Origin of the sequence: Corynebacterium sp. HMSC22B11 (assembly GCF_001815965.1) — a bacterium.
In the GTDB taxonomy this organism is placed as follows: Bacteria; Actinomycetota; Actinomycetes; order Mycobacteriales; family Mycobacteriaceae; genus Corynebacterium.
This window is the reverse complement of sequence record NZ_KV823478.1, coordinates 1-19,886: the sequence shown is the minus strand read 5'-3', so window position 1 is coordinate 19,886 and position 19,886 is coordinate 1. Positions and strand designations below refer to the sequence as shown.

Sequence of the window (19,886 nt, the reverse complement as noted above, 5' to 3'; positions counted from 1 at the left end):
AGACGTCGATCGGCGCTCCGCATCATCACGCGCAGCACAAGCAGGCAAAGGAGGACAGTGCCGTGACTAACACGGACGAGCCGCGCTCCGGCTCCAAGGGCATCCTCAGCTTCGCCGCTGCCGGTTTGACACTCGCTGTGGGCATCACCGTCTGGACCTGGAATTCAGCAGTGTCCAACACCGCGGCCGGCCCGGACGAGACGAACACCTCGGCGACGAGCGAGCTCGCCAGCGATCAGGCCTCCCGGTCCACCGCCACGAACACCAGCTCGAAGGCCACCCGATCCACGTCCTCCCCCGCGCCGGAGCAGGGCGAGGGCATGAATGGCAACGGGACCCCTACGGACCCGACCGAGAAGATCGACGCGCTCGCCCGTGGCGGCAACCTCGCCCCGCTGGGCAACGACCCGCTCCTGCCGCCGGACACCTGGCGGGGCGGCTACCAGGCGCCCTCCCCACAGCAGACGATCGTGGAGGACGCAGAGCCCAGCGGCACGTCCCCGCAGAAGCTGCCGAAGCAGCCGCAAATGCCGGACATGAACCTCCCACCCCTGCCCTCCGAGTGGCCGACCAAGCTGCCCGGGGTTCCTGGGAAGCCACCGTCGAAGGGCGATCCGAAGCCGTCCAATCCAACGACACCGAAGCCAGGGAAGCCAGGTGTGCAGGACGGCACGACCACGACACCGGGCGCCGGCGAGGCCGACCCGGGTCAGCAGCCCGATCAACCGAATACAGGCTCGAGCGACATCGGCCAGGGCGGCACGCCCGCCCCATCCACGAAGCCGGATAAGGGCACCAAAACGGGCGGTGCGGAAGCAGGCAAGCAGGACTTTCCGAAGCCTGAGGCGACCCCAACCCCCGAGCCGAAGCCCCGCCCAGGGCGCTAAAGCACCGGGGCAGACCCCTTCCCCGCGCGTGTCGAGCGATACCCCGTAGCCAGAGCAATTCGCCCACGGGACTACATGACACCGTCGCGGCGAGGCTAGTCGAGCGCGGCGGCATCCCCCACGGTCACGATAAAGCCGGTGGCGTCGAACTCAGATTCCCGAGTCCCCTCACCGCGAGCAGTAACGGACACGCGGCCGTCGGCGACTCCCACCCACACCGCGGAACCGGAGGCGACGGGCAGCTCCTGCGTCGCTGACGTCACCGTCAACTCACCGCCAGCGGCCAGAACCACCGCTGGCTCCTCGACCACCATGCTGGCCCCTGGTCGCAGTGTGCGCACCCGAAAGTCCGCCACCGGGGTGCGGTACTCAGCCGTCGCCTGGTCGCCGTCAGCGAAAACCTCGCAGCGCGGCTCGGCGAGCGGCGAGGCGTCCAAAATATTAAGCAGCTCGGCGACATCCATGTGCTTGGCGGTCAGGCCACCGCGCAGCACGTTATTGGAGTTCGCCATGACCTCCACGCCCATGCCCTTCAGATAGGCGTGCAGCTGGCCTGCGGCAAGGAACACCGCCTCCCCGGGGCGCAGAGACACGCGATTGAGCAGCAGGGCGACCAGGATGCCCGGGTCGGAAGGGTAATCACGCTGCAGCTCCACCACCGTGCGGGCTGCCTCCCCCAGGACACCCGGTTCTCCGCATAGCGGTTCGCAGCGCTGAAGCAGGGCGGCGACGCGCTTCTCAGCATCGCCGGGCGAGAGGCTCAGCCACTCGCCCAGCACCTCGCGCAGGGCAGCCGACTCGGTGACCCGAGCCGCACTACCTTCCGCCCCCGGCAGGGTGGCCGCGAGCGCCTCGCACTGCGGAGCCAGCTCCGGCACGTCCAGTTCGCGCAGCAGCTCCACGGTCTGCCCCACTGGCCGGAAGCCAGCGAGCGCGTGGAACTCCGTCAGCGCGACGAGCAGCTCCGGTTTATGGTTCTTATCCTGGTAATTACGCGTCGGATCGCCCGCGGGCAGCCCGGCGGCATTCTCCGCGGCGAACCCGGCCTCGGCCTGCGCCTTGGAGGGGTGCGCCTGGATGCTCAGCGCCTTATCGGCGGCCAGCAGCTTCACCAGGAAGGGCAGCTCAGCCAGGTCCGGTCCCAGCTGGCCCGCCGGATCCTGACTAATAGCCTCGGCCAGGTCGTGGGGCAGCCCCGATCCTGCACCAGCCGGGCCCGCAAGAATTTCGCTGGGACCGCCCGGGTGTGCGCCAAACCACGCTTCCGCCTCGCGTTCCGGGGTCGGCGAAGGGCGCCCCATGACTCCCGCAAGGAGTTCAGTGGAGCCCCACTCGAAAGAGTGGATGTTGCCCTTCAGTAGATACACTTTCCTCAGCCTTCAACGCTCGTCGACCGCTTACCGCCGCGGGGTCGGCCATTCAACTAGCCGGCTATTCTAGCCTCTCACCCGCCCGCCGGCGGTAATCCGCGGGGCGTGCCCGCGGAGTTCCCGCAGCTAGCCGCGGATGTGACGCAGAGCCTCCTCGACGATCGCGTCCACCTCTTCCTGGGTCGCCGCCTCGGCGTTCAGGCGCAGCAGTGGCTCGGTGTTCGACGCGCGCACATTGAACCACGCCCCGCCGGTCAGCTCGACGGTCACGCCGTCCATGTCGTCGCTGCTCTCCGTGCGATCCGCGAAGGCCTCCACGACCGCCTTGGTGCTGGCGGCCTGGTCCGCAACCTCGGAGTTGATCTCCCCGGAGGCGATGTAGCGCTCATACTTGCCTTTCAGCTCGGAGAGCGGCTTATCCTGCGCGCCGAGGGTAGCGAGCACGTGCAGCGCGGCCAGCATGCCGGAGTCCGCGTTGAAGAAGTCCGAGAAGTAGTAGTGCGCGGAGTGCTCGCCGCCGAAGACCGCGCCCGTTTCGGCCATCTTCGCCTTGATGAAGGAGTGGCCCACACGGGTACGCACCGGGGTGCCGCCCAGCTCGGTGACGATCTCCGGGACGGACTTCGAGGTGATGAGGTTGTGGATGATCGTCGCCCCCGGATTCTGTCCCAGGTAGCGCTCGGCGATCATCGCGCAGACCGTGGACGGGCTAACCGCATCCCCGTTCTCATCGACGATGAAGCAACGGTCGGCGTCGCCATCGAAGGCGATACCCAGGTCGCAGCCGTTGTCCACGGTGAACTTCTGCAGGTCCACCAGGTTCTTCGGCTCCAGCGGGTTGGCCTCGTGGTTCGGGAAGTTGCCGTCCAGCTCGAAGTAGAGGTCCTTCAGCTCCACCGGCAGCTTGCCGAACACGGCAGGGACGGTCAGCCCACCCATGCCGTTACCGGCGTCCACCGCAACCTTCAGCGGACGGATGTCCATCGGGACCAGGGAGAGCAGGTAGTCCGCGTAGCCGTCGAGAACGTCCTTCTCGGAGGACGTCCCCGGCTCGCCGTCATACGAGGGAACGCCAGCGACGAGCTCCTCCACGATGCGCTCCAGACCCGTGCCCTGGCCGACCGGCTTGGCACCGGCACGGCAGAGCTTGATGCCGTTGTACTGGGCTGGGTTGTGGGAGGCGGTGAACATCGCGCCCGGGCACTCCCCCACGCCCGCCGCGTAGTAGAGCTCGTCGGTGCTGGTCAGGCCGAGGTTCACGGCGTCCAACCCCTGGGCGGTCACGCCCTCGATGAAAGCGGCGGCCAGGCCCGGGGAACTATCGCGCATGTCGTGGCCAACGACCACGCTCTTCGCGCCCTCTGCGCGCATGAGGCGGGCGAAGGAGGCCCCGACGTCGCGGACGAAGCCCACGTTGATCTGACCCTCCTGGTCGCCGACCACGCCCCGGACGTCGTAGGCCTTGATGACGGCGTTCACGGCGTCGATATCGCGCTGAGCGGACTGCTGTGCCATATTTTCTCCTGATTGCAATGCTGCCCAGCGCAGGCTGGGCGGTCGGGCGGGGTCGGCGTTGGTTCTGGGTCAGATTCTAGTCGTTTTCCTGCACCGCACGCAGGTGGCGGCGGGGGCGGCTGCTCGGCAGGTTGCCGCGGGCCGGGTGGTGGCCGGTGGGCAGCGGGATCTCCTCTCGGCGCACCAGCCGCGGGCCCGGGTCGTTCGGCAGCTCGCCGGACTCCTCGTAGGCCTGCTGCACCGCCTCGGCGAGGGCGAGGAGCTCCTCCTCATCAGCCTCGTCGTCCGCCGCGTGGCCGTCGGCGGCTCCGATGGCGCTCGTTCCGCCGAGCGCCGGTGGCGGGGTCGCATCCTCAGTCTTGCGGACGAGGCGCCACCCCTGCGGGACGGACGTGCGTTCCACGTGGTCCTCGCAGAGATCCCAGCGGTGGGGATTGCCGGCCGGCTGCAGCGGTCCGATGATGGCGATCTGATCCGCGTAATTAAACTCCAACGTCGCCGCGGCCGGGCGCTGGCAGCCGGGGCGGGAGCAATTTCGGTGTACAGTCACGCGGAACATCTTAGCCAGATTCACCAGCTTTCACATCTGCCCGCGCGCCGCGGGGCGCGAGGCCGCCGACCGCGTAGGCTCAATATCCATGAGTCACATCCGCAGAGTGAGGAACGACCCCCGGGGGCGCGGCCCGCGCGGCATTTTGCTGCCGGATCTGCCGCGCTACCGGACCCGCTCTGAGGACTTTGATCAGGCGGTGCTGGACGCCTACGAGCGGATCCTCGACCGCTTCGACGATCAGCTCGTCTCCCTGGATCTGGCGGTGGACCTAGTGCCCCGCATGCGCCTGCAACACGGCTACACACAGTGGCCCTCGGATGTCGTCGCCGACGGCAAGGTGCCGCTGGGGCGGCTGATCCCCGCGGGCGTGGATTCCAGCGGCTCCCCCACCCGTCCCCGGCTGATCGTATTCCGCCGCCCCGTGGAGATGCGGGCGCGCAGCAAAGAGGAGCGGGCGGACATGCTCCGCTATATCGTGACCCGGTTGGTCGCGCATTACCTGAACGTCGGCCCGGAGATCATCGACCCGCGCTTCGACTGGGATCGCTAGTCGGCCACTGCGCGGGAACGCCGGGGAAAGCCCCAGGGAAAAGAAAAACTCACGCGGTCCCGTTCAGGGCGCGTGAGGTCACTCGTGCAGTCCGGCCATAGCGGCCGGGGTGTCGTCCGGACTGTTAGCCGAGGCGCTTCTTCAGCTTGCGCCGCTCGCGCTCGGAGAGGCCACCCCAGATGCCGAAACGCTCGTCATTAGCGAGGGCGTACTCGAGGCACTCATCGCGCACGCCGCAGGCCATGCAGATCCGCTTGGCTTCGCGGGTGGAGCCACCCTTCTCCGGAAAGAAGGCCTCCGGGTCCGTCTGGGCGCACAGCGCCTGCTCTTGCCAGTCCTGCTCCACGGCGTCGAAGAGCTTGTCGAAGTCCTGCGTAAGGTCGAAGAGGTTGTGCTGGCGGGCACCTGTGTCCACTCGAGCCTCCCTTTCCATTGCCGCCGACCCCTGCTGCGGCGGGGCGGGATAGGCCGAGCTCGCTGGCTTATCCACGGCAATACTCCTTACTGGTTCGCACTCCCGGCGCTGTGAAGGTATCGCCTGAGGTGAAAGTCAAGCGCCTCACCGGGTGTGTTGTTATTGCAGCTATATCGAAGATTACACACGTGTAGTTACGTCCCGTCAAACTTTCTGAAAATCCCGGCCGCCCCAAAAGCCACAGCTGTCACAGAGGTCACTATATCGTCCGCAGCAGACATCTAGAACAGACGTTCGAAGGTAACGAGATATTCCGCACGCCCCCACCGAAACCACTACATATGGGCCTGCGATCAGCGGAAGTGACGTCTCACGCACAAGATATTGGAAATTCGAAGAATTTTTATTTCCACCCCCGAAAGTCCCGCCGCAGGGCCAGCATGACGCCTCACCGGTGTCGCCGGTGGGGTCTACCGACCCCCGCCCCTAGCGCGACCAGGCTGCGCTAGACGTCACTGCTGAAGCGGATTCCGCCGTCCGGAATCGCAACGCCCGGCCACACGCGCGCCCCGGACTCCAGCTCACAGCGGGCACCGATCACGGCCCCCTCGCCGATCACGCAGTCCTCGAGGTGCGCACGCGCCCCAATGCGCGCCCCCTCCGCGATCACGCAGCGCTCCACCGTGGCCCCAGCCTCGATCTGCACGCCATCAAAAACGACCGAGGACTCCACGCGAGCACCACCGGAGATCTCCGCACCACGGCCGATCACCGAACCGCCATAAACCAGCGCACCGCTGGACACCGCGGCGGACTCGTCCACCAGCGCCTCACCGTGACGTCCTTCCAGCAACGGCGAGGGAGCAATCCCACGGACCAGGTCGGAAGAACCGCGCACGAAGTCCCCCGGGGTGCCCAGGTCGCGCCAGTAGGCCTGATCCACGTGCCCGAACACGCGCGCCCCGCGGTTCAGCAGCTCCGGGAAAACCTCCCGCTCCACGGACACCGCACGTCCCTGAGGGATGGACTCGATGACGTCCCTATTAAAGACGTAGCTGCCCGCGTTGATCTGGTCCGTCGGCGGGTCCTCCGTCTTCTCCAGGAACGCCTCGACACGACCGGACTCGTCCGTCGGCACACAGCCGAAGGCGCGCGGGTCGGCCACGCGCAGCAGGTGCAGGGTGACCTCCGCGTCCTGCTCCACGTGGGTGCGCAGGATCGCGCCGAGGTCCGTGCCGCCCAGCACGTCACCGTTGAAGATCATCGCGCGGTCGTGGCGCAGCTTACTCGCGACATTGCGGATACCGCCGCCGGTGCCCAGCGGCTCGTCCTCGACGACATACTCGATCTCCAGCCCCATCTCGGAGCCGTCGCCGAAGTACTGCTCGAAGACCTCCGCCTTGAAACTGGTGCCGAGCACCACGTGGGTCATCCCCGCAGCCTTGATGCGGGCCAGCAGGTGCTGCAGGAACGGGGCCCCTGCCACCGGAAGCATCGGCTTCGGCGTGCTGTTGGTGAGGGGACGCAACCGGGTACCCTTCCCACCGACGAGGATCACCGCGTCAGTCTGCTCCGCCAGAGCTCGGGTATCAAGGCTGTCCTGAGGCACCTCTGCCATCGCTTACTCCCTCGTGTTCGGCAACTGCTGTAGACAGTCAAAAAACTATTCGCTTCACCCCAGACGAGCAGCTCACCGGCACCCTGCTGGGGCCGACCGATCGTGGGGTTGGTGTCCCTAGGCACGTTAGCGCGCCCGCGGGTGATAATCCCGCCTCCACGCCGGGGCGCCGAGACACTGGGGAAAATTTTCCTGTCAGCGCGCCACGACCAGGCGGAAGGCTCTGCGAAAAAATGCGCAGCCCCGCAACACGGCGCATCTCGGCGTGCGCGCTTCGAGGCCGCCGCTTTCGGTGCTAGCCCCTGCGTTTCCGCGCGGCGAGCCACACCGAAACCTTGGCGCGCACCGAGAGCCCCACCTTGAGTAGCAGGCGGATCGGCGCATTCTTCGCCCCGGGCAGGCGGTCGGCCTGGAAGCGGTACGCGGACTCGTGGTGGGCGGGCAGCATCTTCTCCGGGTGCTCACCCGCGGCGTGCCCCTTGGCGTGGCTGATCTCCGCGGTGGGCGTGAAGATGTTCTGCCAGCCCGCCCGGCCCAGGCGATCGCCCAGGTCCACGTCCTCCATGTACATGAAGTAGCGCTCGTCGAAGCCACCGACAGACTCGAAGGCCTTCCACCGCAGCAGCAGGCAGGAGCCGGACAGCCAGCCGGCCTCGCGCTCACGGTCCAGGTCATCGTCGTGACGGTACTGCTTCGTCCACGGGTTGGACGGCCACACCCCACCCAGCAGGGCGTGCCCGATGCCAGCCCCCAGGCGAGGGACGCTGCGCGCGCTCGGGTAGGCAGAACCGTCTGCCTCGCGGATCAGTGGGCCGATGGCCCCTGCGCGCGGGTGGCGGCGGGCGCACTCAAGCATCGCGTCGATAGACCCCGGGGTAAAGACGACATCCGGGTTGGAGATGATGAGGAACTCATCGTCGATCTCACCCGCGTCACGCAGGTCGCGGAGGTTGCGGGCGCCGAGGTTCATCGCGGAGCCGTAGCCGATATTGCCGCCCGAATAGCGCAGCTCCAGGCCCAGTTCCTTCGCATTACCAGCCACATCCGGGGCGGCGTCCTGAGACTCAGCCCCGGGCCCGCTGATACGTCCGCCACGGTCGGCGACGGCAGCCTCCGGCGCGCCGTCCGTCGAACCATTATCGACCATGACGACGTGCGCCCCCTGCTCGGCAGCAGCGGGGATGGAGTCCAGGAACTTTGTGAGGTACTCGCCAGGCGAGTACGTCACCGTGATAATCGCTATGGGTGCCACGGGGGGAACGTTACCCCAGAGCCGCCCGCAGTCCGTCCTGCCACGCTGGCAGCGGGGAAAGCCCGGCCGCCTCCCAGCAGCTCGTGTCCAGGTACACCCCGACCGGGCGGCGCGCCGGGGTGGGGTACTCCGCGGTCGGGATTCGGCTCACGCGGGCCGGGTCGTGGCCGGTGGCGTCGAAGATTGCGGCGGCGAACCCCGCCCAGGTCGTAGCCTCCCCGCTACCGGTGGCGTGCAGTAGTCGCGGCAGCTCCGGCGTGCGCGCCTCCGCATCCACCGGGCGCTGGCGCCACAGCGTGATTGCCAGCTCGACGAGCCCCGCGGCGAGGTGGCCGGTAAAGGTCGGCCTGCCCCACTGATCGTCCACCACCTTCGGGTCCACACCGCGGTCAGCCAGCCCCGCCATCGTGTCCAGGAAGTCCCGGCCGGGCCCGGTGGGGCCGCTGAATACCCAGGCGGTGCGCACCACGGTGCCGCCGGCGTCCAGCACCGCGCGCTCCCCCACCAGTTTCGTGCGGCCGTACTCATTCACCGGCGCTGGGGGATCCTCCGGGGTCACCGCCCGCGGTCTGCCCGCCTCCCCGCTGAAGACGTAGTCGGTGGAGATGTGGACGAAACCCGCGTTCTGCGCGGCTGCCACCTGCACGAGCACGCCCGGCGCGGTCCCGTTCACCCGTTCCACGGCGGCGGTGTTGGCAGGGTCCTCCGCAGCATCCACCGCCGTCCAGGCAGCGGCGTTGATGACCACAACGTCGCGGCCACCCGCCTGCTCGATGGCTGCCCGCAGCGCGGTGGCGCACTCCTCATCGCTGGCGGTCAGGTCCAGCTCGGCGCGGCCGAGCGCCACCACCGGGGCGGCGTGGTCTGCCAGCCCGGCCACAAGCGCTGTGCCCAGCTGGCCCCCGGCACCCAGCACGACGATGCCGGGCACCACGCCACCGGTTGTTCCCGTTCCCGCAGCGAGGCTCTCGTACATCCGGTCAGCCTCACGGCCGGCGCCGGTGCTGCGGGCAGCGTCGCCGTGAGCGCCCAACGGGCGCTCGGGGTTGGTCGGGGAATCCTGTGACTGTGGCATGGCGTCCAGATTACTCAGGCCCCACAGCCAACTAAGGCCCCACAGCCAGTCGGGGAAACAGCAACCGCCCAGGCGGCCGCTGCGCCCACCCTGGAGGTGGTGGGCTTGGCAGGGGAAAAGGCCTATAATTATCGGAGTTTTGTGTGCCACGAGGCCGCCCGCGCCCCAGCGGATCTGCCAACCGGGAATGAGAAGAAAACCCTATGACTATGCCCCCCAACGCTGGCGACCAGCAGCCCCGCGCCTACCGCTCGCGGACTGATCGCGCAGGCAGGGTGGATTCGGAGCCTGCCACGCCGCGGCGCTCCTCCCGCCAAATCATGCCCGCCCCCGGGGATACTGCCACCCGCCAGATCGGCTCAAAGCCGGTGCGCATGGTTCTCGCCGCGGTCTCAGCGTTGGTGCTGGTGCTCGGCGCGGTTGGGTATAAGGCGATCGGCCAGCTCGACGGGCGGCTCGCCCAGACCGGCGAGCTCGCCCTCGGCGATAACCAGGACGGCGCAACCGACATCCTCCTGGTCGGCATCGACTCCCGCACGGATGCCCAGGGCAACCCCCTGAGCCAAAAGGAGATCGACATGCTCAACGCGGGCGAGGAGGAGGTCACCAACACGGACACGATCATCCTCATCCGCGTGCCCAACGACGGTTCCGGGGCAACTGCCGTCTCCCTGCCGCGCGACACGTACGTCGCCACCCCGAACGGCAACATGAAGCTCAACGGCGTCTACGGCACCGCGAAGTTCGAGGAAGAACAGAAGATCGCCGAGCGCCGCACCGAGCCGGCGGATGCTGAGCAGGAGAAGAGCGACGAGGAAGCCTCCAAGCAGGCCGGCCGCCAGGCGCTGATCCACTCCGTCGCCGACCTGACGGGCATCACCGTCGACCACTACGCCGAGATCGGACTGCTCGGCTTCGTCCTGCTCACCGACGCGGTCGGCGGCGTGGACGTCTGCCTGAAGGAGAAGGTCAAGGAGCCGCTGTCCGGCGCGGACTTCCCGAAGGGGCGCTCCACGCTCAAGGGTTCGCAGGCGCTGAGCTTCGTCCGCCAGCGCCACGGTCTGCCCCGAGGCGACCTGGACCGCATCACCCGCCAGCAGGCCTACATGGCCTCCCTGGTCAACAAGGTGCTCTCCTCCAAGACCCTGACCGACCCCTCCGCGCTGAACCGCATCAACGACGCCGTGGAGCGCTCCGTGGTCCTGGACCAGGGCTGGGACGTCATGTCCCTGGCCACCCAGATGCAGGATCTGGCCGGCGGCAACGTCAAGTTCCAGACCATCCCCGTGACCTCCATCGACGGGGTCGGCGACATGGGCGAATCCATCGTCACCGTCGACGTCGACCAGGTCCACGAGTTCTTCAACGAACTGCTCGGCGAGGACGCCCCGGAGGACGGCGGCGAGAAGGCCACCAAGGATAAGGACAAGGACGGTCCAATCGAGGACTACGACGCGGAGGACTACCGCGTGAACGTCTTCAATGCCTCCAACATCCCAGGGGTAGCCGCGAACGTCTCCGAGCTGACCCGAAACTACGGCTACAAGGAGGGAGAGGTCGGAAACTCCGAGGAGACCGGCGTCTCGGAGTCCCAGGTCAACGCGAAGGATAAGAACGACCCGGCTGCCCGCGGGCTAGCCAAGCAGCTCGGCGGCCTGGAAATCGTCGAGGATCCTTCCCTGGATGACAAGGAACTCTCCGTCACCCTGGCGGGCACCTACACCGGCCCGGGCTCCGTCCCTGGCACGGCACCACTGGTCGAGCCGAATGACCCGAACGCAGGCACGCTGACCGAGGGCATGCGTGACCTGGACGGCGACGGAATCCCGGACGAGGGCACCGAATCCGGCGAGGAGGGCAACACCGTCGGCCAGACGGGCAGCATCGGTGGCGACGGAAACCCGGTGGAGAACACCGAGGACCCGAAGGCCAAGCCGCCGGTCAAGGAGATCGACGCGGGCGGCGACGGTCCGATGTGCGTGAACTAAGCGCAGCCCGCGCGTGGGGGTCTCTAGGATGGGGCGCATGGATGCACTCTCTGCCCTTCTGAACGATCCCGCCGCCCCGCGGCTGACCACCTACACCGAGGCCGGCCGCATGGAGCTATCCGGCCAGACGCTGCAGAACTGGCAGTCCAAGGTGGCTAACCTCCTGCTCGGCCTGGACGCCGGGCCCGGTTCGGTGATCGTCTGCGACGCCGAGCCCGGCTGGCAGCCGGTGACGATCGCGGTGGGCGCGTGGCTGATAGGCGCGACCGTCGTGGACGCCCGCGGCCCCCTCCCCGACTCCCTTTCCGACGCCGCCGGCCCGCCGGTTGCTGCGTTCACGGACTCTGTCGAGCTGGCCGAGCAGCTGGCCGACGAAGGGCTGGGCGGACTGGATACAGTGGGCGGCCTGGGTGACATCGGCGAGCTGGGCGAGCCGATCGAGGAGGTCTTCGTCCTCTCCACCGACCCCTTCGGCCGTGGCGTCACGGAATCGGGCGGCGAGCTGCCCTTCGGTCTGAATGACTTCTCCCCCGAGTTGCGGGTTCAGCCCGATGCATTCCTGGGCTCGTCCGCCCCGGTCGATGAGGGTCGGGTGCTGGCGGCCAGCGGTGGCGAGCAGCTCAGCGAGGGCCAGTGGCTGGCCACCACTAAGAACGACGACGTCGCCGCGGACGGCGAGCGCATGATCTTCGGCCCCTGGAACAACGCGGTCCAGCTGGCGGAGACCGTGCGGCCTTGGGCAGCGGGCGGGGCCGTCGTCATGAGCACGGATGCCACCCCAGAGCGGCTCGCGGAACTCGCAGCCTCGGAAAACGCCCGCCTCGTTAACTAGGGCGTGTCTCCTAATTGTGGGCCTGTGCTCGAGCATGATTGAGGTGTGTCACAACGGTCTAGATTTACGCAGTTCACGAATGCACAGTGGGAGCGAGTTGAACCACTTCTGCCAACGAATGAGGGCCGTAAAGGCCGCCCGTTTGGTGATAGCCGCCGCGTTGTAGAGGGCATCATCTACCGGTACCGCACCGGAATCCCGTGGCGAGATCTCCCCGACCGGTATGGTCCCTGGCAGACGGTGTGGAAGCGGCATCGCCGCTACGCAACCGACGGCACCTGGGACCGCGTATTCGCGCACATCCTCGCCGAGGCCGATGCAGTGGGCGACATTGACTGGAACGTGTCAATCGACGCGACGATCAACCGTGCTCATCAGCACGGTACGAACCTGCCGCGCCCTGATCAGGACACAGGGGGCTCTATCGAATTACAAGAATCTGCCGTTATGCGAGATTGAACCGGCAGGTCACGGGATCGGGAGATCACGCGGAGGGTTGAGCACGAAGGTACATTTTGCTGTCGAGGGGCATGGCCGGCCGCTGTCGATTGTGGTGACGGGCGGGCAACGCCATGATGGCGCGATGTTGCAGGAAGTCCTCGGCGATATTCGGGTCCCGAGAATTGGGTGCGGGCAGGCGCGGACGCGCCCTGATGCGTTGCTTGCTGATCGCGGGTACACGTCACGGGTGAACCGCGCGTATCTGCGTGAGCGCGGCATCGCCGCGGTGATTCCGGAGAAGTCTAATGAGATCGCTGCCAGGAAGCGTAAGGGTCGTGCTGGCGGGCGACCGCCCGGGTTTGATGCGGAGCTGTACAAAGACCGCAACGTGGTCGAGCGGGCCTTTGGGTTGATGAAGCAGTGGCGCGGGCTTGCGACGCGTTATGACAAGCTCGCGGTCACGTATCGCGCGGGAGTGGTGCTTGCGGCGATTCTGGTCTGGTTACGCATATAAGAGACACGCCCTAATAACGGCGGGTACCCAGCCCGCTGACAAGCGCCGAAATACGAAAAGCGCGCGGCCGAAGCCACGCGCCAGTATTGCCAACCCCCTGGTTGCGCTCGCCTAGCGCACGTCCGCGCGCCAGTTGCGGAAGAACCCCAGGGCCAGCAGGGCCACGACCCACACCGCCAGCACAGTCAGGTAGAACGCCGGGGTGTGCGCATCCTCCATCAGGGCGCCGTAGCCCTCCAGGGTGTAATACCGCTGGATCTCGTTGATGGTATTCGCGGGCATGACGTCGGAAAGCTTCTTAAGGATGTCGAACTTCTCGCCGCCGAGGGAAATCAGTGGCTCCACGACCAGCATCCATACCAGCGGCACACCGATACCCGCGACGCGGGAGCGCAGCAATGCGGCCGTCCCGAGCGCCAGCAGGGTGAATGCCGGGCCACCGATCAGCAGCGACCACACGGTGTTGTTCTGCTCGCCCACGAAGGTCGCGCCTGGCCAGATCACGATCATCAGCACCGTCAGCGCCATCGCCAGCGCAAGCGTGAACACCACGAAAACGCTAGCGACGAGGCCACGGGCAGCCAGCCAGTTCCACCGAGACTGCTGAGTCAGGAAGGCTTGAGCGTGCATCTTCGTGCTGATCTCGCCGGCGGTGGTGGAGGCGCCAAAAACGATGCAGATCATCAGGGCGATCATGCCGCCGATGCCGACGTCCGAGAAGTCCACCTTGAGGGGTGTCTCCGACAGGAGGAGGTACAAAAATACCGGGCCGCCGAGGGAACCGCCCAGCAGGATGAAGTAGATCAGCGTGCTGCGCAGGGTGAGGAGTTTGGTTGTTTCGGATTTCACTGAGCTGAGGAAGCTGCTCATGGGTGCGCCTTCTTTCTTTGTTTTGCGCTGGTGGTTTCTTCTTGAAATTCAGCTGTTGTGGTCGTCTAGCGCTGCACACCAGCGCCGGCCACCGCGCCCGTCCGGTATTCCTGAGCTTCGGACGTCGCCGCCAAGAAACGCTGCTCCAGGTTCGCCGTCTCCGCGGCCAGCTTCGTGATGAGGAAGTTCTCCTCCAGCGCGGTCTGCGCCACCAGCTCGCGCAGCTCTGCTTCGCTGAGCTCCTCCGGCAGGGCGATGCGCAGGCTGCGGGGCCGCTGCAGCTCCACTTTCAGGCCCTTGTGCTGCAGCTTCTCGCTGAGCAGCACCGCCTCCCGACACTCCACGGACACCGCGGTTCCGCCGGCAAGGAACTCGTCCATCGAGTACTCCCCGATCAGCTGTCCCTTGCCGATCACCACCAAGCGGTCCGCCGTGAGCTGCATTTCGCTGAGCAGGTGGGAGCTGACGAGCACGCTGCGCCCCTCCGCCGCGAGCGCCCGGATGGTGTTGCGCATCCAGGTCACACCCTCGGGGTCCAGGCCGTTAACCGGCTCGTCCATGATGAGGTGCTGCGGGTCGCCGAGCAGTGCTGCCGCCAGTCCGAGGCGCTGCTTCATCCCCAGGGAGTAGCCGCCAGCCTTCTTCTTGCCTGCACTGGTCAGGCCCACGATCTCGAGGCACTCATCCACGCGCTTGTCGCTGATACCCGCGCCGTGCGCGAGCACGCGCAGGTGGTTGCGGCCGGTGCGTGCCGGGGTGAACCAGGAAGCGTCCAGCACTGCGCCGACGACCTGCGACTTGTTCTTTAGCGCGGCAAACGCCCCGTCGTAGGACTGCCCGTCGCGGTACTCGCCACTGAACGTGACGTGCCCGGCGGTTGGCCGGTCCAGGCCGAGCATGCAGCGCATGGTGGTGGACTTGCCCGCACCGTTCGGCCCGAGGAAGCCGGTGACCTGCCCGTCCGGGACGTGGAAGCTGATGTCCTTCAGGACGTTGTTCTTTCCGTAACTCTTGCTGAGCTGTTCAACTGTGATCATGCTTCACAGTTTCGTGCCTAGCCCCACCCTGGAACATCGGTCCGTCGGATGATTATCGCCGTTGTTGTTCTTTCATACCGGGGTATGACGTCCGGCCCTTCCGGTCATCCCCAGGGCTCACCGTGGTTCCGCTGTGTTCCTCCACCGGGCTGGCGTGCCTGACCCGGTTGACGCTTAACCTTCGGCGGTCAGCAGCTCTTCCGGATCCACGAGGTGGTGTTTGAGGGCGAAGAGCACGGCGTGCACCCGGTCCCGCGAGCCGGTCTTCATCAGAACCCGCCCGACGTGGGTTTTCACCGTGGGTAGGGAGATGAAGAGTTTCTCCGCGATCTCCTGGTTGCTCTCCCCCATCGCGATGAGGCAGAGGATCTCCCGTTCGCGCGGGGTGAGCGGGTCCACCAGCCCGAGGTCATCCTCGGCATCCGGCTTGCCCTGCCGCGTCGCCGCCGGTTCCGTGGCGCCGGGGTCCTCCGCTTGCACACCCGGCGAGGGCGAGCCCGCTTGCCACGCGGCACTGCCTGCGGCACCGTCCGCCCGCAGGCGCTGGATGAGCTTCGCGGTTGCCGCCGGGCTGATCACGGCCGTGGATTCCCCGACGGTGCGAACCGCGTTGATGAGTTCCTCCGGGTCGGCGTCCTTGAGTAGGAAGCCGCTGGCCCCGGCGGTGACCGCGCCGAGGACGTAGTTATCACTATCGAAGGTGGTGAGGACGACCACCCGGGTCGGTTCCCCCGCAGGTCCCGTGGGGGCGAGCTCGTTGAGGATTCGGCGGGTCGCCGCGATGCCGTCCATGGTGGGCATCTGCACATCCATCAGGATCATGTCCACGGGCTGGGCTACGGCCAGCTCGCAGGCCTCGGCCCCGTCGGCTGCCTCCCAGGCCACGGCGATGTCATCCTGGCTGTCCAGCACCATCGCGAAGCCGGCGCGCACGAGCTGCTGGTCATCAGCCAATCCCACGGTGATCATGCTTGTGCGCCCCTCGTCTCGTCCGGTTCCTTGTTAACTAGTTCTGTCTTTTGTACTGCTGCCGTCACGGTAGCACTGCGGTCAGACACGCAGCCCCTACGCGCCGAGTGGAATGGTGGCCGTGACATTCCAGCCGCCGGGGAAGAGCGCGCTCGACCCCCAGCTGGCCTTCCCACCGTGGATCCGCACGCGCTCCTTAATACCCGTCAGTCCCCGGCCGCTACCCGTCAGCTGCTCCTCGCCCGGGGCGTTATCCACCATGACGGTCAGGCGCGCGTCCTCCCACAGCAGGCGGACGCGCACCTCGACGGGGCCCGCGTGCTTAATGACGTTCGTAAGGGACTCCTGCACCACACGGTAGACGGTCAGCCCCTTCGCCTCGTCGAGCGGAACCTCCTCACCCTCGACGGCGAGGGTGGCGTGGGCGCCGGAGCGGTTAGCGTCGCTGATGAGGTCCTGGATGCCGGAGATCCCCGGGGTCGCCGCGACGTCCCGACCCTCCTCCGTGTGGAGGACGGAGAGCAGGCTGCGCATCTGCGTCAGCGCCTCGCGGCCGCGGGCGGAGATCGTCTCGAGCGCCTCGATGGCCTTCTCCGGGTCCTTGCGCCCGGCGTATCGGCCACCATCAGCCTGCGCGATCACGACAGTCAGGGAGTGCGCGACGATATCGTGCATCTCGCGGGCGATGCGGTTGCGCTCGGAGACCGTGGCCAGTTCCGCGCGGGCAGCCAGGTTGGCGACCTCCTCCTGGCGCCGGTGGGCTTGCTTGCCGAATTGCCAGCACAGGGCGATGGACACCAGGGCCAGCAGGCTGGCCATGCCGATGGTCATCCAAATCTCCGGGTCGGCCAGCACCTCCTTTAGGGTGATTTGCTCAGAAAAGATCGGGTTATACAACCGGTCCGCGATGAACTGCCAGGTAATCGCCGCGAGGCTGCCGACCACTGCAATAGCCAGCCACATCCTCCGTCGCCGCGGCAGGTGCGCCCGAATGACGTACACCTGCCAGCACACCAGCGGATACCCGAGTAACACAGCTAACCCCCCGGACAGGGCGGAGAGGGCCAGGCCGACCGCGATCATCGCCACCCCCAGCTCCACGCGCCATTGCTGCACAACCAAGCCCGCGTAGGAGATGGCGAGACCAGCGAGGAGTATCGGCGCCTGCCAACCCCCAGACTGGCCGGAGGCGAAGCCAATCTCCGGAAAGGAAAGCAGGAGGAAAAGCAGCGAGATGACGAGGAACTGCAGGCGCCGAGCCGGGTCGCGCCACCACGTCGGGTTGGAGCCGAGGGGGCCGGTGCTCAGCGGGTTGTGGCCGAGCGCGCCGGGTACATTGTTTTCGGGCATAGTTCGACATTCTAGGGTCGGCTGGGTCGGGGGCTCGTCGTCCTGAAGTATCATCTTCCCCATGGCCGACGTGAAATTCGATGACGTAACGATCCAGTACCCCGGCGCGGAGCGACCCAGCGTGCGGGACCTCGACCTGCACATCGCCGACGGCGAGTTCCTGGTGCTCGTGGGCCCGTCCGGCTGTGGAAAGTCCACCACGCTGCGCGCGCTCGCCGGCCTGGAGGCGACGAGCGGCGGGCACATCGCCATCGGCGGCAAGGACGTCACTGGCACCGAGCCGGCAGCTCGCGACATCGCGATGGTCTTCCAGGACTACGCCCTCTACCCACACATGACGGTGCGGGAGAACATGGGCTTTGCGCTCAAGGTCGCCAAGCGCTCGAAGTCCGAGATCGCCGAGCGGGTGGATCGCGCGGCGGAGATCCTGGGCCTGCAGGAGTTCCTGGACCGCAAGCCGAAGGACCTTTCCGGTGGCCAGCGGCAGCGCGTGGCCATGGGCCGGGCGATCGTCCGCGAGCCGCAGGTCTTCCTCATGGATGAGCCGCTGTCCAACCTGGACGCCAAGCTGCGCGTCCAGACCCGCGCCCAGATCGTGAAGCTGCAGAAAAACCTGGGGGTGACCACCGTCTACGTCACCCACGACCAGGTGGAGGCGATGACGATGGGTGACCGCGTGGCCGTCCTCAAGGACGGCGTGCTGCAGCAGGTGGACAGCCCGAAGGAGCTCTACGAGAACCCGGATAACGCCTTCGTGGCGGGCTTCATCGGCTCGCCTGCGATGAACCTGCTGAGCACCACCGAGCCGCTGCCGGGCTTCGATGAGACCCTGCCGGCCGGCTACGCGGGCAATGGTGGAGCCAAGGAGCTGATCGTGGGCGTGCGCCCGGAGCACCTCACCGTGGATACCGAGGGCTCGGCCAACGGCGTCCGCGGCGAGGTCAGCCTCGTCGAGGAGCTCGGCGCGGACTCCTATATCTATGCGGAGACGGACTACGGCACCCTCGTGGCCCGGGGTGGGGCGGGCGGGCAGCCCGCCATCGGGCAGACCGTGGTGCTCACACCGGCGGCAGGCGCCCGGATCCACTTCTTCGACGCCCAGACCCAGGAGCGGGTCGGGGGTAACGGCCGGGGCTAGAATTAACCACTAGAAAGATATTCATCGTGGGATCTACCCCCCGATTACCTAAACTTGGGGTGCAGACTTTTCAGCTTTCCCGCTGACTGCCACTCACCAGCGCGCCCCAGCGGCGCGGCGGTGGGTGGCTTCCCTGCATCTTTCGCCGGGAAGGTCAGCCGGGAATACCTTCTAGAAAGGCTCCACTATGGCAAACCAGTACAAGAAGATGCTGGCCATCCTCGCAGCATCCGGCATGGCTCTGGCAGCCTGCTCCGACGGCGGCTCCGACGACTCCGCCAAGGGCCAGGAGGGCGCCGACGCCCGTGGCCCCATCACCTTCGCGATGGGCAAGAACGACACCGATAAGCTCCGCCCGATCATCGACGCGTGGAACGAAGAGCACCCGGACGAGCAGGTGAAGCTCCAGGAGCTCGCCGGTGAGGCCGATGCCCAGCGCGACACCCTGGTGCAGTCCCTGCAGGCAGGTCAGGACGACATCGACGTCATGGCACTGGACGTCGTCTGGACCGCCCAGTTCGCAGCCAACGGCTGGCTCGCACCGCTGGAGGGCGACCTCGAGGTCGACACCAGCAAGCTGCTGAAGCCGACCGTGGAGTCCGCGACCTACAACGACAAGCTCTACGCGCTGCCGCAGAACACCAACGCACAGCTGCTGTACCGCAACACCGACATCGTCAAGGACGTCCCGGAGAACTGGGACGCGCTCGTCGAGCAGTGCAAGGAAGTCAAGGACCAGGACTGCCTGACCGCAACCCTGAAGCAGTACGAGGGCCTGACCGTCATGACCGATAGCTTCATGCGCGGCTGGGGCGGGGCCATCATGGACGAGGACGGCAACGTCACCGTCACCGATGAGAAGTCCCAGGAAGGCCTGCAGGCTCTGGTGGACGCCTACCAGGACAAGACCATCTCCTCCGGCTCCACCGGCGCCACCGAGGAAGAGGTCAACCTCGCCTTCACGCAGGGCCAGACCGCGATGGCCATCAACTGGCCGTACATGTACACCAACGCCGAGGAGGAGGGCTCCGCGGTGAAGGGCAAGACCGAGGTCTCCCCGCTGGTCGGTAAGGACGGCGTCGGCGTGTCCACCCTGGGTGGCTACAACAACGGCATCAACATCAACTCCAAGCACAAGGCCACGGCCAAGGAGTTCATCGAGTTCATCATCACTGAAGAGAACCAGCGCTCCTTCGCCAAGGCATCCTTCCCGCCGGTGCTGGCAAGCATCTACGACGAGGAGGACATCCAGGAGGAGTTCCCGTACATGGAGGCTCTGAAGGTCTCCCTGGAGAACGCGAAGCCGCGTCCGGCATCCCCGACCTACGACGCTCTGTCCAAGGCGGTGCAGGATAACTCCTACGCAGCGCTGACCCAGAAGCGCGAAATCGACAAGGCCACCGAGGACATGAAGAAGGCTATCGAGTCCGCTCAGGGCTAAGCGCCTCTTCACCCCTCTCGTCGCTACGTGCGACACACAGGCGGCCGCCACATCACCATGATGTGGCGGCC

The 19,886-nt window shown here is 66.8% G+C and carries 17 protein-coding genes and 1 pseudogene; 7 read left to right on the top strand and 11 right to left on the bottom strand.

Annotation, left to right across the window (positions count from 1 at the left end; translation table 11 throughout):
* Positions 1-62: 62 nt before the first annotated feature.
* Entirely contained in the window at positions 63-887 is an 825-nt protein-coding gene (locus HMPREF3088_RS02575) for a hypothetical protein (RefSeq protein ID WP_070758280.1), read from the top strand.
* Between the two features lie 95 nt (positions 888-982).
* Here the strand turns inward: HMPREF3088_RS02575 and manA are convergent, their stop codons facing one another.
* From manA to HMPREF3088_RS02560, 3 genes are all read right to left on the bottom strand, one after another.
* Positions 983-2,254 carry a mannose-6-phosphate isomerase, class I gene (manA, locus tag HMPREF3088_RS02570; RefSeq protein ID WP_070758278.1) on the bottom strand — a complete coding sequence of 424 codons (1,272 nt, stop codon included), beginning with the start codon at positions 2,252-2,254 and terminating at the stop codon, positions 983-985.
* Between the two features lie 129 nt (positions 2,255-2,383).
* On the bottom strand, positions 2,384-3,772 hold the full coding sequence (locus HMPREF3088_RS02565) for a phosphomannomutase/phosphoglucomutase (protein WP_070758277.1): 1,389 nt from the start codon (positions 3,770-3,772) through the stop codon (positions 2,384-2,386).
* Positions 3,773-3,848: 76 nt separating this feature from the next.
* Positions 3,849-4,331: a DUF3499 family protein gene (locus HMPREF3088_RS02560; RefSeq protein ID WP_070758290.1), complete on the bottom strand. Its 483-nt coding sequence runs from the start codon at positions 4,329-4,331 to the stop codon at positions 3,849-3,851.
* A gap of 79 nt (positions 4,332-4,410) precedes the next feature.
* Here HMPREF3088_RS02560 and HMPREF3088_RS02555 point away from each other — a divergent pair, with 79 nt between their 5' ends.
* The gene (locus tag HMPREF3088_RS02555) at positions 4,411-4,875 is read left to right on the top strand and encodes a metallopeptidase family protein (protein WP_070758275.1); all 465 of its coding nucleotides are present in this window, start codon (positions 4,411-4,413) and stop codon (positions 4,873-4,875) included.
* Positions 4,876-4,999: 124 nt separating this feature from the next.
* Here HMPREF3088_RS02555 and HMPREF3088_RS02550 read toward each other — a convergent pair whose 3' ends face one another.
* The 4 genes from HMPREF3088_RS02550 to HMPREF3088_RS02535 form a co-directional block, all read right to left on the bottom strand.
* On the bottom strand, positions 5,000-5,308 hold the full coding sequence (locus HMPREF3088_RS02550; protein ID WP_012359725.1) for a WhiB family transcriptional regulator: 309 nt from the start codon (positions 5,306-5,308) through the stop codon (positions 5,000-5,002).
* 487 nt (positions 5,309-5,795) lie between these two features.
* The gene (locus HMPREF3088_RS02545) at positions 5,796-6,908 is read right to left on the bottom strand and encodes a mannose-1-phosphate guanylyltransferase (protein WP_070758273.1); all 1,113 of its coding nucleotides are present in this window, start codon (positions 6,906-6,908) and stop codon (positions 5,796-5,798) included.
* 295 nt (positions 6,909-7,203) lie between these two features.
* Positions 7,204-8,160, bottom strand: a complete 957-nt coding sequence (locus HMPREF3088_RS02540) for a glycosyltransferase family 2 protein (RefSeq protein WP_070758271.1) — start codon at positions 8,158-8,160, stop codon at positions 7,204-7,206.
* Positions 8,161-8,170: 10 nt separating this feature from the next.
* Positions 8,171-9,235 carry an SDR family oxidoreductase gene (locus HMPREF3088_RS02535; protein ID WP_246818009.1) on the bottom strand — a complete coding sequence of 355 codons (1,065 nt, stop codon included), beginning with the start codon at positions 9,233-9,235 and terminating at the stop codon, positions 8,171-8,173.
* A 203-nt stretch (positions 9,236-9,438) separates the two neighbouring features.
* Between HMPREF3088_RS02535 and HMPREF3088_RS02530 the strand changes: the two genes are divergently transcribed.
* The 3 genes and pseudogenes from HMPREF3088_RS02530 (at position 9,439) to HMPREF3088_RS10340 (ending at position 13,010) form a co-directional block, all read left to right on the top strand.
* Positions 9,439-11,223 (top strand): LCP family protein, encoded by a 1,785-nt coding sequence (locus HMPREF3088_RS02530; protein ID WP_070758269.1) that lies wholly within the window; start codon positions 9,439-9,441, stop codon positions 11,221-11,223.
* A gap of 37 nt (positions 11,224-11,260) precedes the next feature.
* Positions 11,261-12,055, top strand: coding sequence for a TIGR03089 family protein (locus HMPREF3088_RS02525; RefSeq protein WP_070758267.1), 795 nt, complete (start codon positions 11,261-11,263; stop codon positions 12,053-12,055).
* Positions 12,056-12,100: 45 nt separating this feature from the next.
* A pseudogene (locus HMPREF3088_RS10340) lies at positions 12,101-13,010 on the top strand (IS5 family transposase).
* Positions 13,011-13,121: 111 nt separating this feature from the next.
* Here the strand turns inward: HMPREF3088_RS10340 and HMPREF3088_RS02515 are convergent.
* The 4 genes from HMPREF3088_RS02515 to HMPREF3088_RS02500 all read right to left on the bottom strand — a co-directional run bounded on the left by HMPREF3088_RS02515 (position 13,122) and on the right by HMPREF3088_RS02500 (position 17,236).
* Positions 13,122-13,880: an ABC transporter permease gene (locus HMPREF3088_RS02515; RefSeq protein ID WP_070758265.1), complete on the bottom strand. Its 759-nt coding sequence runs from the start codon at positions 13,878-13,880 to the stop codon at positions 13,122-13,124.
* A gap of 65 nt (positions 13,881-13,945) precedes the next feature.
* A complete protein-coding gene (locus tag HMPREF3088_RS02510) occupies positions 13,946-14,917 on the bottom strand; it encodes an ABC transporter ATP-binding protein (RefSeq protein ID WP_070758263.1) in 972 nt (323 codons plus the stop codon).
* A gap of 174 nt (positions 14,918-15,091) precedes the next feature.
* A complete protein-coding gene (locus HMPREF3088_RS02505) occupies positions 15,092-15,886 on the bottom strand; it encodes a response regulator (RefSeq protein ID WP_070758261.1) in 795 nt (264 codons plus the stop codon).
* A 96-nt stretch (positions 15,887-15,982) separates the two neighbouring features.
* On the bottom strand, positions 15,983-17,236 hold the full coding sequence (locus HMPREF3088_RS02500) for a sensor histidine kinase (RefSeq protein ID WP_070758259.1): 1,254 nt from the start codon (positions 17,234-17,236) through the stop codon (positions 15,983-15,985).
* Positions 17,237-17,297: 61 nt separating this feature from the next.
* On the opposite strand from HMPREF3088_RS02500, the gene HMPREF3088_RS02495 reads away from it, so the two are divergent.
* On the top strand, positions 17,298-18,374 hold the full coding sequence (locus HMPREF3088_RS02495) for an ABC transporter ATP-binding protein (protein WP_070758257.1): 1,077 nt from the start codon (positions 17,298-17,300) through the stop codon (positions 18,372-18,374).
* 187 nt (positions 18,375-18,561) lie between these two features.
* Entirely contained in the window at positions 18,562-19,815 is a 1,254-nt protein-coding gene (locus HMPREF3088_RS02490) for an ABC transporter substrate-binding protein (protein ID WP_070758255.1), read from the top strand.
* The last annotated feature ends 71 nt before the right edge of the window (positions 19,816-19,886 follow it).

Bases quoted from the DNA above. Each gene is read 5' to 3' on its own strand.
- HMPREF3088_RS02515 (WP_070758265.1), bottom strand. From the start codon at position 13,880: ATGAGCAGCTTCCTCAGCTCAGTGAAATCCGAAACAACCAAACTCCTC.
- HMPREF3088_RS02565 (WP_070758277.1), bottom strand. From the start codon at position 3,772: ATGGCACAGCAGTCCGCTCAGCGCGATATCGACGCCGTGAACGCCGTC.
- HMPREF3088_RS02505 (WP_070758261.1), bottom strand. From the start codon at position 15,886: ATGATCACCGTGGGATTGGCTGATGACCAGCAGCTCGTGCGCGCCGGC.
- HMPREF3088_RS02535 (WP_246818009.1), bottom strand. From the start codon at position 9,235: ATGCCACAGTCACAGGATTCCCCGACCAACCCCGAGCGCCCGTTGGGC.
- HMPREF3088_RS02550 (WP_012359725.1), bottom strand. From the start codon at position 5,308: ATGGAAAGGGAGGCTCGAGTGGACACAGGTGCCCGCCAGCACAACCTC.
- HMPREF3088_RS02560 (WP_070758290.1), bottom strand. From the start codon at position 4,331: ATGTTCCGCGTGACTGTACACCGAAATTGCTCCCGCCCCGGCTGCCAG.
- HMPREF3088_RS02525 (WP_070758267.1), top strand. From the start codon at position 11,261: ATGGATGCACTCTCTGCCCTTCTGAACGATCCCGCCGCCCCGCGGCTG.
- HMPREF3088_RS02500 (WP_070758259.1), bottom strand. From the start codon at position 17,236: ATGCCCGAAAACAATGTACCCGGCGCGCTCGGCCACAACCCGCTGAGC.
- HMPREF3088_RS02495 (WP_070758257.1), top strand. From the start codon at position 17,298: ATGGCCGACGTGAAATTCGATGACGTAACGATCCAGTACCCCGGCGCG.
- HMPREF3088_RS02545 (WP_070758273.1), bottom strand. From the start codon at position 6,908: ATGGCAGAGGTGCCTCAGGACAGCCTTGATACCCGAGCTCTGGCGGAG.
- HMPREF3088_RS02510 (WP_070758263.1), bottom strand. From the start codon at position 14,917: ATGATCACAGTTGAACAGCTCAGCAAGAGTTACGGAAAGAACAACGTC.
- HMPREF3088_RS02530 (WP_070758269.1), top strand. From the start codon at position 9,439: ATGACTATGCCCCCCAACGCTGGCGACCAGCAGCCCCGCGCCTACCGC.
- HMPREF3088_RS02555 (WP_070758275.1), top strand. From the start codon at position 4,411: ATGAGTCACATCCGCAGAGTGAGGAACGACCCCCGGGGGCGCGGCCCG.
- HMPREF3088_RS02490 (WP_070758255.1), top strand. From the start codon at position 18,562: ATGGCAAACCAGTACAAGAAGATGCTGGCCATCCTCGCAGCATCCGGC.